At 71.1% G+C, this 12,607-nt stretch carries 12 protein-coding genes; 6 read left to right on the top strand and 6 right to left on the bottom strand.

The window, feature by feature from the left end:
* Positions 1-35 precede the first annotated feature (35 nt).
* The 6 genes from JXZ78_RS00535 to JXZ78_RS00510 form a co-directional block, all read right to left on the bottom strand.
* Entirely contained in the window at positions 36-1,001 is a 966-nt protein-coding gene (locus JXZ78_RS00535; RefSeq protein WP_238782588.1) for a 3-hydroxyacyl-CoA dehydrogenase NAD-binding domain-containing protein, read from the bottom strand.
* A gap of 76 nt (positions 1,002-1,077) precedes the next feature.
* Positions 1,078-1,914, bottom strand: coding sequence for a crotonase/enoyl-CoA hydratase family protein (locus JXZ78_RS00530; RefSeq protein WP_078624195.1), 837 nt, complete (start codon positions 1,912-1,914; stop codon positions 1,078-1,080).
* Positions 1,911-3,254 (bottom strand): CaiB/BaiF CoA transferase family protein, encoded by a 1,344-nt coding sequence (locus tag JXZ78_RS00525; RefSeq protein WP_078624194.1) that lies wholly within the window; start codon positions 3,252-3,254, stop codon positions 1,911-1,913. Before JXZ78_RS00525 ends, JXZ78_RS00530 begins: the two co-directional genes overlap by 4 nt.
* Before the next feature lie 276 nt (positions 3,255-3,530).
* Entirely contained in the window at positions 3,531-4,445 is a 915-nt protein-coding gene (locus JXZ78_RS00520; protein ID WP_030019764.1) for a LysR family transcriptional regulator, read from the bottom strand.
* 22 nt (positions 4,446-4,467) lie between these two features.
* Positions 4,468-5,454, bottom strand: a complete 987-nt coding sequence (locus JXZ78_RS00515; protein ID WP_208870141.1) for a CPBP family intramembrane glutamic endopeptidase — start codon at positions 5,452-5,454, stop codon at positions 4,468-4,470.
* A gap of 166 nt (positions 5,455-5,620) precedes the next feature.
* Positions 5,621-6,556 carry a D-alanyl-D-alanine carboxypeptidase family protein gene (locus JXZ78_RS00510; RefSeq protein ID WP_030019762.1) on the bottom strand — a complete coding sequence of 312 codons (936 nt, stop codon included), beginning with the start codon at positions 6,554-6,556 and terminating at the stop codon, positions 5,621-5,623.
* Positions 6,557-6,883: 327 nt separating this feature from the next.
* Here JXZ78_RS00510 and JXZ78_RS00505 point away from each other — a divergent pair, with 327 nt between their 5' ends.
* The 6 genes from JXZ78_RS00505 (at position 6,884) to JXZ78_RS00480 (ending at position 12,545) form a co-directional block, all read left to right on the top strand.
* Positions 6,884-8,551 carry a sigma-70 family RNA polymerase sigma factor gene (locus JXZ78_RS00505; RefSeq protein ID WP_030019761.1) on the top strand — a complete coding sequence of 556 codons (1,668 nt, stop codon included), beginning with the start codon at positions 6,884-6,886 and terminating at the stop codon, positions 8,549-8,551.
* 542 nt (positions 8,552-9,093) lie between these two features.
* Positions 9,094-10,170 (top strand): ParB/RepB/Spo0J family partition protein, encoded by a 1,077-nt coding sequence (locus JXZ78_RS00500; protein WP_078624193.1) that lies wholly within the window; start codon positions 9,094-9,096, stop codon positions 10,168-10,170.
* Positions 10,164-10,301 carry a nucleotidyltransferase family protein gene (locus tag JXZ78_RS00495; protein WP_372498380.1) on the top strand — a complete coding sequence of 46 codons (138 nt, stop codon included), beginning with the start codon at positions 10,164-10,166 and terminating at the stop codon, positions 10,299-10,301. The genes JXZ78_RS00500 and JXZ78_RS00495 overlap by 7 nt, the downstream gene beginning before the upstream one ends.
* Positions 10,298-10,558 carry a hypothetical protein gene (locus JXZ78_RS00490; protein ID WP_030019759.1) on the top strand — a complete coding sequence of 87 codons (261 nt, stop codon included), beginning with the start codon at positions 10,298-10,300 and terminating at the stop codon, positions 10,556-10,558. Before JXZ78_RS00495 ends, JXZ78_RS00490 begins: the two co-directional genes overlap by 4 nt.
* Positions 10,559-10,664: 106 nt before the next feature.
* Entirely contained in the window at positions 10,665-11,312 is a 648-nt protein-coding gene (locus tag JXZ78_RS00485) for a TetR/AcrR family transcriptional regulator (protein WP_078624192.1), read from the top strand.
* A gap of 99 nt (positions 11,313-11,411) precedes the next feature.
* Complete coding sequence (locus JXZ78_RS00480; protein ID WP_238782587.1) at positions 11,412-12,545, top strand: epoxide hydrolase family protein; 1,134 nt, start codon at positions 11,412-11,414, stop codon at positions 12,543-12,545.
* Positions 12,546-12,607: the final 62 nt, after the last annotated feature.

The raw sequence follows: 12,607 nt of genomic DNA, 5'->3' as shown, positions 1-12,607 counted from the left end.
GGAGAACCAGACCTGGCCCAGGCCGCCCTGGGGCATCAGGCCTGTTCGGCCCGGTTGAGCGCGTCGTTGAGGGCGAGCTGCTTGCGGTCGCGCAGCGCGGCGCGCTCGCGGTAGGCGTCCGGGCCGTGCCCGTACGCGGCTTCGGTCTGGGAGACGACCGTGGCCATGGCGACGTCGTCCAGCTCCGGGCGGCCGAGGTGCTGCCAGCCCTCGACGAGCCCCGGGCCGAGGTGGTCCATCATGTGCCGGATACCGCCCGGTCCGCCGCCGAGGTGGAAGCTCTCGAACGGGCCGACGGTGGCGTACCGGCCGCCCAGCGACGCCTTCATCACGGTGTCCACCTCGCCGGCGTCGAGCACGCCGCTGAGCACCAGGTGCACCGCCTCCTGGAGGACGGCGCCCTGCAAACGGTTGGCCGCGAACCCGGGCAGCTCCTTGTGCAGCCGCACCGGCGTCTTGCCCAGCGCCCGGTAGAAGGCCGTGGCGGTCTCGACGGTTTCCTCGGAGGTGCGTTCGCCGGGCACGATCTCCACCAGCGGCAGAAGATGCGGCGGGTTGAAGGGATGCGCGACCAGCAGCCGCGCGGCGGTCGCGTCCGGCAGGGGCGCGGCGATGGCGGTGGCGACGATGCCGGAGCTGGACGTGGCCAGCACGGCCCCGGCGGGGGCGTGCCGCGCGATGTCGGCGAACAGCCGCTGCTTGAACTCCAGGTTCTCCGGGCCGTTCTCCTGCACGAGGTCCGCGTCCGCGACGGCCGCGGCCAGGTCGTGCGTCATACGGATACGGCCGCGCAACCCCTCGGCATCGGCATCCGGCAGCCCGTAGGCGAGCAGCGGCAGCGCCTCGGCCACGGCGTCGTCCAGGTCCTCACGCGGATCGGTGACGGTCACGGGCAGACCGTGAGCGGCGAACAGGGCGGCCCAGGACAGGCCGATGGTGCCGGCTCCGACGATGGCCACGGTACCGATGGGGGACATGAGATTGTGGTGGGTGGGGGACATGGCAGTGCTCCTCAGGCGTGGGCCGGGTAGCGGGCGGTGAGCGGCGCGCGGAGATCGCCGAGGCGCTTTCCTCCGTTCATCGGGCGCTCCAGCGGGGCGCCCGCTTCTCGCCGAAGGCACATATCCCTTCGGCGAAGTCCTCCGAGCGGACCAGCCTGCCGATCGCCTCGGCCTGTGCGGCGAAGGCCTGGGACTCCGGTACGCCGTCCGCCTGCCGGACGACCTCCTTCACGGCGGCCAGCGCCAGCGGCGCGTTCCGCGCCACCTCCGCGGCGAGTGCCAGAGCGGCGGCCAGGGCCTGGCCGTCCTCGCTCACCTGGTTGACGATGCCGAGCGCGCGGGCACGTGCGGCGGTGACGGTCCGGCCGGTCAGCAGCAGTTCCATGGCCAGGTGGTACGGGATGCGCCGGGGCAGCCGCAGCGCGCCGCCGCCTCCGGCGATCAGACCGCGCTTGACCTCGGGCAGCGCGAAGCGCGCGCCGTCCGCCGCGACCACCAGGTCACAGGCGAGAGCCAGCTCGAAACCGCCGCCCATGGCGAAGCCCTCGACCGCCGCGATCAGCGGCTTGGTGGTACGGGCTTCCACCAGCCCGGCGAACCCCTTGCCGGGTATGTTCACGCGCTCACCGCGGGCCGCCGCCTTGAGGTCCATCCCGGCGCTGAACGTGCCCTGCGCACCGGTGAGTACGCCCACCCGGAGGGCGGGATCGGACTCCAGGGTGTCCACGGCGGCGGCGACGCCCTCGGCGACCGCCGCGTCCACGGCGTTTCGGGCCCGGGGCCGATCGATGGTGATCACCAGGGCGCTGCCGGCGTGTTCCTTGCCCGCGTCTTCGTCCGTGCCGAGCGGCTCGTACCGGACCTGCACCGGCCCGTCGCCCACCGTGGCCTCCTGGGAAACCGGGGTGCTCATCGCTGCTCCTCCTTTGCGACGGCCTCGGACTGCGTGCGCTGAGCCGTCGTCGTGGCGGTGGCTTCCGTGGCGCGGGCCAGTTCGGCGAGGACCTCCTCCGTGTGCTGACCCGGCAGCGGCGCGTGCCGGCGTATCGAGGCGGGCGTGGCGGAGAAGGCCAGCGGCACGCCCACCACGCGGTAGGCGCCCTCGCTCGGGTGTTCGGCCACGTCCATCAGGTGCCCTTCACGGATGTACGGGTCGTCCGGCGCCTCGTCGAGTCGCAGCACCGGCCCCACGGGAATGCTGTGCTTGGTGCACACCTCCGTCCACTCGGCGGTGGTCAGCCGCGGCGTCACCGTCTCCAGCAGTTCGGCGAGCGCTTCCCCGTCGCGTACGGAGTCGATGAACTCGCCGTTGACGCGCGGGTCCCCGGCCAGGTCGGGCCGGCCGGCGGCCGCGAACAGGTCGCGGAAGTTCTGCGGGCCGTACGGAATGATCATCGCCAGGCCGTCCTTCGTGGGCCGCGCCCGGTGCCCCTTGTTCATGGACAGCGGAAAGCCGGTCGGGCCCATCGGCGGTTCGTAGATCCGCCCCTGCAAGTGCTCGACCAGGTTGAACGCCAGCAGCGTGTCCACCATCGGCACCTCGACGTGCTGCCCCTGGCCGGTCGCCCGCTGGTGCACCAGGGCGGCCAGCGTCGCGTACACGATCGACAGCGCGGCGACCTTGTCGGCGAAGATGCTCGGCAGGACCACCGGGGCGCCCACGTCACCGGAGCGTTCCGCCAGGTCCAGCAGCCCGGAGGCCGCCTGGACGGTCTCGTCGTACGCGGCCAGCTGCGCCCGGTCGGAATCAGGGCGGAAACCCTGCGCGTGGGCGTAGATCAGGTGGGGGTGTGCGGCGGCGAGACTGTCGTAGTCCATGCCCAGGCGGCGCAGCGCGCCGATGCGCATGTTGGTGACGAGGATGTCGGCCGTGCCGATCAGCTCCAGGGCCCGGTCCCGGTCGGTGTCGTCCTTGAGGTTGAGGGTGACGCTGCGCTTGTTGCGGTTGACGTTGAGGTTCAGCGGCGTCATACCGGGCGTGCGATGCATCGCGCCGACGCGCACGGTGTCGTTCGGGGACTCGATCTTGATGACGTCGGCGCCGAGGTCGCCGAGGATCTGGGCGGCGTACGGGCCCATCACGACCGTGGCCATGTCGATGACGCGGACCCCGGCGAGCGGGCCGCCGGCGATGCGGTCGTCGCTGCCACTGTTGCTGCTGTCGCCTTCGCCGCTGCCGCTTTCGACGGTGTCGCCGGTGTCGGGACGTACCGCGGTGTCCTCCGGGGATGCTGCGGATGTTACGGGTGCCATCACCACTCCAGGTCGGAAAAGCCTCAGGTAGGAAAAGCTCCGGGCCGAATGCGGGAAACGCACTGCGTCCCGCGTCCTTTGTCCCCTCTTCCTTCTTCCTTCGTCCATCGGAAACGCTAGACCCGGGCCGCGCGGATACTCAATCCGTGGGTGACACCAATACGCGAAGAGCGGCGTGACCGCAGTGGTCACGCCGCTCTTCGCGTCTTTCAGGAAGACGGATGACGGAGACTGGGGCGCCGTTACGGAGCGGGCGTCACCGGGTACGTCGCCCGCTCAGTCCGTACCGGCCGTATCCGGCAGCGCGCACCGCGCTTCCCGTACCAGGACGTGCAGGTCACCGTCGGCTTCGCCCCGGTCGCGCCGCCAGATCAGCCCGGTCGTCAGCGACGGGGAGAAATCCCGGAACGGCAGCACCACGTTGGCGTCATTTCCATAGGAGTTCGCGTTGTTCTCCCGCTCCAGCAAGGTGATGCCGAAAGTCGAACCGTTCGCCACCATTTCCGCGACGCTCGCATAGTCGCCGATGTTCAAGGTGATTTCCTTGTGGATGCCCGCGGCTTTCAGTCGTACCTTGAGCTGCTCGAAATAGGTCGGCAGGGTTCCGGGTGCGGAACAGACATAGGTGTAACCGGTGAGTTCGCTCAGCGACACCGAGGCGCGGCCGCGGAAGTCGGTGGCGGGCAGCACCGCGCCCAGCGGCTCGTGCAGCAACTCCACCACCTCGATGCCCTCGGCGTGCACGGGCAGATGGACCAGGGCCATGGCCAGGTCGCCGCGCTGCACCGCGTTCAGGAGGTTGCCGCTCTTCCCGGGCCAGCGTTTGACGTCGAACTGTTCGGAGCAGCGCTCCTCCAGCCGCGTCAGACGCTCCCGCATCCGCGGGTGCAGCGCGGGCGGCACGCCCACGTACACGGCACGCCGTTCGGGTCCTATCTCCCGGCGCAGCCGCCAGGGAATGTCGTCGAACCGGCCCAGCACGTCCTTGGCGATGGGCAGCAGGGTCCGGCCGGCGGGGGAGAGCGCCACATGGTGGGAGTCCCGGTCGAAGAGTTTCTGCCCGAGTTCGCGTTCGAGATCCCGCACCCGCTGGCTCAGGGGGGAGGTCGCCATGTGCAGATGGCGGGCGGCCTGGGAGAAGCTCAGGTGCTCGGCGACCGCCACGAAGTAGCGCAGGTGGAAGATCTCCATCGCACGGAGCCTACTCGCCGGGTCACGGCGGCTCCGGCACCCGGGTACGGGCGGGGCGTTGACGGTGCCGGCGGCCGCCGGGGGCGTACGCGGAGGGCCGGAGGCGCCCGGTCAGCGCGAGGAAGACGACGAATGCGGCCGTCACGATCCAGCCGGGCCACCCGGTCAGCCCCATGTGCAGGGGGTCCAGGGGAGCGTCCGGCGCGGCGAACACCGTGACCATGCCCACGCTGGCCGTGCTCACGAAGGTGTGGCCGAGGACCGCGGGCACCACCGACGCGGAGCGCAGCCGCAGCCAGGTGAAGACCGGCAGCAGGAGCACGCAGCTGATCACCATGGCCGGTACGGACATGTACCAGGGCCGGCCGGGGTACTGCCCGCCCATCAGCAGGGTGGGCAGGTGCCACAGCGCGAAGGCGGCGCCGGTGCCCACGTACGCCCACACCAGGCGCGCGCCCCCGCCGCCTCGTGCCAGACGGGGGAAGAGGTAGCCCTGCCAGCCCAGTTCCTCGCCGAAGAAGAGCGGCAGGGAGAGCAGCATCTGGAGCAGCATGGCGGCGGCCCAGGCAGCCAGTCCCTGCCACCGCACACCGAGGGGATAGTGCCCGAACGCGCCCCCGACGCCGAGCGCGACGGTGGTCAGCGCCGCCGGGACCGCGAGGGCCAGGAGACAGGAGCGCACGGTGCGGCCGTGGGGCCGGGGCCACCGCAGGGCGAGGACGTCCCGTATCCGGCCGGTGCGGTCCACGTACCGGACGACGAGGAGCGCGGCGAGCGCCGGGGCGAACATCGCGGCCGAGATGCACACCTCCTCCAGCGTGCCGGTCTCCGACCGGGCGCTCTCCCGCCGGAAACCCGTGAGCAGGAGAGGAGCCATGGCGGCCCACATGCCCAGGTTGGCCACGGTGAGGAACACCAGGAGTCCGCGGCGGCCCGGAGCCGAGGGCTGGGCCGGGGACGGAGGCGGGCCCGGGGGCGGGAGAGGGGGCGTCCGTACGGAGTGGGTCATGAGCAAGGACGCTAGAAGCGCACCCCGGCGCGGAGAATGCGGCCGGCCCCCGTCCCCGGCCTGGGGACACCCCCACCACGGGGGCTACCGGGGCCTGCCGTCCGGAGGACGGCAAGAGAAAGGGCCTGCCCGCGGCCGGTTGCCGCGGGCAGGCCCTCTCCGTGTGTCACACCGCGAAGCCGTAGTCCAGTAGCTTCTTCGCGTCGGCGGTGCGGTTGGCCACCGAGGAAGAGGCGAGGACCGTACCGATGACCGTCTTGCCCTTCCGGGTGGCGGCGAAGACCAGGCAGTACTTGGCCTCCGGGCCGGAGCCCGTCTTGACGCCGATGGTGCCGACGTAGCTGCCGAGCAGGTTGTTGGTGTTGGTCCACGACATGTAGCGGTAGCCGCCGCTCTTCGTCGTGACCTTCTGCTTGGTGGACTTGGTGCCCACGACGCTGCGGAACGTGGCGTTCTTCATCGCGCTGGAGGCCAGCTTCGTCAGATCACGCGGCGTCGAGTAGTTCGCACCGTTGCCGATGCCGTCGAACGAGTCGAAGTGGGTGTTCTTCAGACCGAGGTTCTTCGCCGCGGTGTTCATCTGGCCGATGAACGACTTCACCCGCGCCGCCCGCGTGGATCCGCTGCCGAACTTGTCGGCCAGCGCGTACGCCGCGTCGCAGCCGGACGGGAGCATCAGCCCGTACAGCAGCTGGCGGACGGCGACCTTGTCACCGACGATGAGCCGGGCCGACGAGGCGGTCTTGGCGACGATGTAGTCGCTGTACGCCTTGTCGACCGTGACCTTGGTGTCCAGGTTGAGCTTCTTCTGGGACAGCACCACCTGAGCCGTCATGATCTTGGTGGTGGAGCCCATGGAACGGCGGCTGTCCGCCGCTTTGGCGAAGGCCGTCTTGCCGTTGCCGTTGTTCATCACGAAACCGCCCACCGCGGTGATCGCGGGGGCCTTGGGAGCCGCGGCCTTGACCGCGGCCTTCGCCGGGGCGGCCTGGGGCGCCGCGGCCTGTGCCGGAGCGGCGAACGTCCCGGTCAGCAGAACGGCTCCCGCGGCGGTGACGGCCGTCGCGGACAGGCGACGTACGCCCTTGATGCCAGTTTTCAACGTGTTTTCTCCAAATGCCGCTCTAGTACGGCCACATGAGAGGGTGGCTTGCTCGTGAGACGCACGAGTCACGCCGAAGGATGCACCCGGCGGCGCACTTCCCCCAACTCTTCCCCCGACATTTCGGGAACGGGCGGGGCGAGGCCGTCCCGGGAGCCGTACCTCTGGCGCATCCCGTCGCCGGTTCCGGAGGGCTTCGCACCCGCCCTGCACGAGCTTGTACGAATCTGACGGACGGTTGCTCGATTTCTGTTATCGGCTCCGCCCCCGCAGCATCTCCTGTGTGTGGGACGGAACAAGCCCGAGCCGAAAGAGAGTGGACAGAGCGTGAGCAGCGAACTCGATCCTGCGGTGATTGCGGCCGCGCAGGCGGGGGACGGGCAGGCCAGGGACCAGCTCGTCACCGCGTCCATGCCCCTGGTGTACAACATCGTGGGACGCGCGTTGCACGGCCACGCGGACGTGGACGACGTGGCGCAGGAGACGATGCTCCGGGCCCTCGGCAGCCTCGGCGACCTCCGTGACCCGGGCAGCTTCCGGTCCTGGCTGGTGGCCATCACGATGAACCAGATACGGGCGCACTGGCGGCAGGACCAGGCCGTCCCCGTCGCCGGTGGCCTGGACGACGCCTACGACGTCCCCGACCCCCGCGCCGACTTCGTCGGACTGACCATCGTCCGCCTCGGCCTGTCCGGACAGCGCCGGGAGGTCGCCGAAGCCACCCGCTGGCTCGACGAGGGTGACCGCGCGCTGCTGTCCCTGTGGTGGCTGGAAGCGGCCGGCGAGCTGACGCGCGCGGAGGTCGCCGTCGCGATGGAGCTGACGCCCCAGCACACGGCCGTACGGGTTCAGCGGATGAAGTCCCAGCTCGAAGCCTCCCGCGTGGTCGTCCGCGCCTTGTCCGCCGAGCCGCGGTGCGTCCTGCTGGACACGGTGACCGAGCAGTGGGACGGGGTGCCCTCCGCGCTGTGGCGCAAGCGCATCGCGCGGCACGCCCGCGAATGCACCGTCTGCTCCTCCTTCTCGTCCGGTCTGGTACCCGCCGACCGGCTGCTCGTCGGCCTGGCCCTGGTGCCGCTGGCCGCCGCCCTCGCGCCGGACACCATGGAGACCCCGGTCCTCGCGGCCGCCGCTTCCCAGCAGTCCGTCTCCGCCATGTCGGCGGCTGTAGGCGGCGCGGCGCCGGCTCCGGCCACCGGACCGGCCACGGGGGGCGGCCGCGCCCAACTCCGTGACGCACTGCGGGAGAGCCGCCGGGTCCGCCGCCGTCGTGCCGTCACCGCGGCCGCCGTGGCGGCGGCCGCCCTCGCCACGGTGGGCGGCGCGCTGCCGCTGTTCACCGGCGGCCCGGACGACGAGCCCGGCACCCCACGGGCCGCTACGGAGCCCGGGTCGGCGCCCCTCGCCACGCCCTCGGCGACGCCCCCCACCCCGTCCCCTTCCAGGACGAGCAGCAGCCCGAGCCCCACTCCGTCACCGTCCGCGTCGTCCTCCAAGGAGCCGCACACTCCGAGGAAGAAGCGGGCGCCCTCCGAACCGGCCGCCCCGGCACCGCGCCCGTCCTCCGCGGCCCCCGCCCCCGCCCCGGCCTCCGGTTCCGGAAGCGGCGGATCGGCCTTCGCCCAGCAGGTCACCACCCTGGTCAATGCCGAGCGCGCCAAACAGGGCTGCTCACCCGTACACGCCAACAACCAGCTCGTCACCGCGGCCCGTCGCCATTCCCAGGACATGGACGCCAGAAACTATTTCGACCACACCAGCCCGGACGGCACGGACCCGGGCGACCGCATCACGGCCGCCGGATACCGGTGGAGCACTTACGGCGAGAACATCGCCAGGGGACAGCGCTCAGCCGACAACGTGATGAAGAGCTGGATGAACAGCCCCGGTCACCGGGCGAACATCCTCAACTGCGACTTCAAGGAAATCGGCATAGGCACGCACGACACGTCGGGCGGGCCGACGTGGACGCAGGTGTTCGGCGCGCGGGGCTAGCCGAGGACGGGGACGTATCCGTACGGGCGTGGAGCCGGCCGGCTCCACGCCCGTACGGCTCCGGAAGAATTCAAGGGAATTCTCACCGGACAAATTTCCCACAGTTGTCCGGAAACGGGGCTGACCCCCGCCCTGAGCAGGCCGGACAAGTGCTGGACAAGTCCTGGACAAAAGCCCTCTTCCCCGCCCCGGCGCACCGGCCCAGCATCAGCAGCACAACGGCACCTTCGAGCCACGGACGCCCGGCACGGGAAACCGCCGGGCTCCGGCCGGGAATGCCGTTCGACCACGGCCACCTGGAACGACCCGGCCGTGGCGGCGCGGCGGCGGGCCATCGGCTTGGGGACGGGCCGCCGGTTTCCGGACCGCCGCGTCGAGCGGGGCCGGAGCGGGGGAGCGCATACGAGCGGATGCGCTGCGCCGCTCCGGAACCGTTACCGCTCTCTCTCGAATTCCGAAAGCCGACTGGACGGAAGGCGTAAAGCGCTGGGGGGGCGTATGGGAAATACGGACCGAGGAGCATACGGACCGAGGAGGGGCAAGTGGAACCCGGGCAGTCGCAAGTCGACCTGCACACGGTCGTCGACGTCGAGATCAGTGCCTTGTCGGTGAGCGATTCGCCGAGGATTTCGGGGGAGAACCAGGAGCACATCGAACTGCTGGCGGTCGCCGACGCGCCGCTGCCCCCCATCATCGTCCACCGTGGCACGCTGCGCGTCATCGACGGCGCACACCGGTTGCGGGCGGCCGAGCGACGCGGCTGGTCCACCATCCCCGTACGATTCTTCGACGGCGACGACGCGGACGCCTTCGTCCTCGCCGTCGAGTCCAACACCGGCCACGGCCTGCCGCTGACCAAGGCCGAACGCAAGCGCGCGGCCGAGCGCATCATCGCCTCGCACCCCATCTGGTCGAACCGGATGATCGCCTCGATCGCGGGAGTGGCACCGGCGACGGTGGCCAAGGTCCGCCGGCGGATGCCGGGCGACGCGTCGGCCGAAGGGGGACGCGTCGGCCAGGACGGCCGCTTCCGCCCGCTCGACGGTGCCCAGGGCCGCAGGCTGGCCGCCGAACTCATCGCCGCCGACCCGGACCTGTCACTCCGGCAGATCGCGCAGCGGACCGGCATCTCCCCGGAGACCGCGCGCGACGTGCGCAACCGGATCAGCCGCGGGGAGGAGCCCCTGCTCGCCGCACGCGGCAAGCGCGGCGGGCAACCGGAACGCGGCCCCGGCAGGCCCCCGGGGCCCCGCCCGGCATTCGGCGGCTCGGCAACCCGTACCCGCATGCCCGTGGCGGACCGGCGCCGGGTCTTGGACCGCCTCAAGGGCGACCCGGCCCTGCGCTACAGCGACACCGGCCGCACCCTGCTGCGGCTGCTCGGCATCCACACCGTCAGCCCGGAGGAGTGGGAGAAGATCACGGACGGCCTTCCGCAGGGACATCGCCGGACCGTCGCCCAACTGGCCCGCGCGTACGCCGACAACTGGTCGGAACTGGCCCACCGCGCCGCCGAACGCGAGACCGCAGCGCCGGTCGGGGTGCGAGAAGTGCAGGCCCTGGGCGGGAACCGAACGGTGCCGAACGGGAACCGAACGGTTCCGGGTGGGATGTGGTAGGCAGGCCACCGACCACCGGCATCAAGGACTACGACGTCTTCTCCTTCGACGACACGGACCTCTCCTGGGAGACGGAGAACGCCGTCATCGAGGCCGGACGTGAGGTCTTCACCGGACTCGGGCAACGTTGATCGCCATCTCCCAGTTCACCACCCTGCCGCTGATGTTCCTGAGCTCCGCCGTGATGGGCCTTCGCCTCGCCCCGAGCCGGGCCGGGAACGTCGCCGCACGCAACCCCGTGGAATGGGCAGTCGCCGCCCGGCAGGCGATGTCGGCCCATGCCGGCTGGAGTGCGATCGGGGCGCGCCTGGCCCTGCTTACTGCTGTGGCTCTCGTGATGAGCTTCCTGGCCACGTGGGCGTTCCGGGGCTATCGCAGGTCGGCGTAGGGGGCGTTCTGCGGTAGGGACGGGAGGGAGGGGGCGAGGGGAGGGGCTGGGCTGCCGTACGGCTTTGCTTTGTACATTTGTTCTTAGGGCTTGTACATTTGTACGCATGCTGCACAGTGATCCGCCGCCGCCCGGTCCACCCGAAGAGGAGACGCCTGAGGAAACGGCCGGTGGTGAGTGCCGGGCCGCCGGGCCGGGTGGCGGGCGGCGGCGGACCCGTCGTAACGATCCCGACCGCCGGACGCGCATCCTGGACGCCGCCCTCGACGTCATCGCGGAGTACGGGGTGGCGGGGACGACCCACCGGCACATCGCCGCCCGTGCGGGTGTGCCGCTCGGGTCGGTCACCTATCACTTCGCCAGCCTGAACGATCTCCAGGCGCAGGCGTTCGCCCGGCACGTCGAGCAGCAGGCCACGGTGTTCGAGGACCTGTTCAAGGACGTCGCGACGCACGAGCAGTTCGTCGACGTTCTGGTGGATCTCGTCCACGGAGGCCCCGCCCGGCACCGCAGCGCGGTCCTCGGTTTCGAGCTGCACCTGGCCGCGCTCCGCGACCCCGGACTGCGATCCCTGACGCAGACGTGGACGGAGGGCAGCCGTGGCGTTCTCGCCCGTTTCACCGGCCTTGACGGCGCCGCCCGGCTGGACGCCCTGCTGGAGGGAATGATTCTGCATGCGCTGCTCACGACCGCGCCGGAGTCGCGCGAGGCCACGCGTGACGCGATCGACCGGACTCTCGGCCCGCCCGGCTGACCAGGACCGAGACCGGGGCGCTCGCCGTCACCCTGCCCCGGGACGCCCAGGCCAGGGGCACCCCCCCCGTCATGTGAGAACGAAGCCATGGAGACCCCTGTGACCCGCCACACGCCCATGCTCGCCGTCACCGAGGCGGAACTGAACGAGCTGCGCTCACGACTTCTCCACACCCGCTGGCCGGCCCCCTGGCCCGCCGACGGAGGGGAGGCCGGTACCGACCCCGACGAACTGCGACGCCTCGTCGCCCACTGGGCCTCCACGTACGACTGGCGGACCCACGAAGCCGCCATCAACGCCCTGCCGTCCCACCTCGCGGACATCGACGGCACCCCCGTCCACTACCTCCGCTTCGACAGCGAACGCCCCGGCGCCCTGCCGCTCGTCCTGACCAACGGGTGGCCCAGCTCCTTCCTCGAACTGACCGCCCTGGCCCGCCGTCTGGCCACGCCGTCGCGGTACGGGGGCGACGCCGCCGACGCGTTCACCGTCATCGTCCCCTCGCTGCCCGGATTCGCCTTCTCGCCCCAGCGGCCCTCGCTCACCGGGCCCCCGCAGACACACGAGATCTGGCACCGTCTCCTGCACGACGAACTCGGATACGAGCGCTATGCGGCGCACGGGAGCGACCTGGGCGCAGGCGTCACCTCCCGGCTCGGCGAGGCGCACCCCGAGGCCGTGGTGGGTATCCATCTGACGGCGGTCGCCGCCCCGGTCGCCTACGACGCGGCCGGCGTCACCCCCGAGGAACAGAAGTACCTCGATTCCGTCGCGGCGTGGTCCACGGCAGAAGGCGGGTACATGCACCAGCAGAGCACCCGCCCGCTCACGCTGAGTTACGGTCTCGCCGACTCGCCGACCGGACTGCTCGCCTGGCTCGTCGAGAAGTACCGTGCGTGGAGCGACTGCGGGGGAGACCTGTCGTCCCGGTTCAGTGACGACTTCCTCCTCACCCAGGCATCGCTCTACTGGTTCACCCGTACGATCTCGACGTCCTTCCGGCCCTACTACGAGTACGCCCAGGGCCTGACGAGGAGGGTCGAACGGGTCGACGTCCCCACCGCCGTCGCCCTGTTCCCGGCCGACCTCACCCAGCCGCCCCGCAGCTGGGCCGAGCGCACGTACCACGTCACCAGATACACCCGTATGCCCCGCGGCGGACACTTCGCCGCCCACGAAGAACCCGAACTTCTCGCGCACGATCTCACCGAGTTCTTCCGCCCTCACCGGTGAATTGGGGGGGGCGGCTGGCCCCTATTGCGGTCACCGGGTGAGCGTCGTATGACGGGCCTTTC

Origin of the sequence: Streptomyces monomycini (assembly GCF_022271435.1) — a bacterium.
GTDB classification, from domain to species: Bacteria; Actinomycetota; Actinomycetes; order Streptomycetales; family Streptomycetaceae; genus Streptomyces; species Streptomyces monomycini.
The sequence above is the reverse complement of the archived record's forward strand: the minus strand, read 5'-3'. Positions and strand labels throughout refer to the sequence as shown.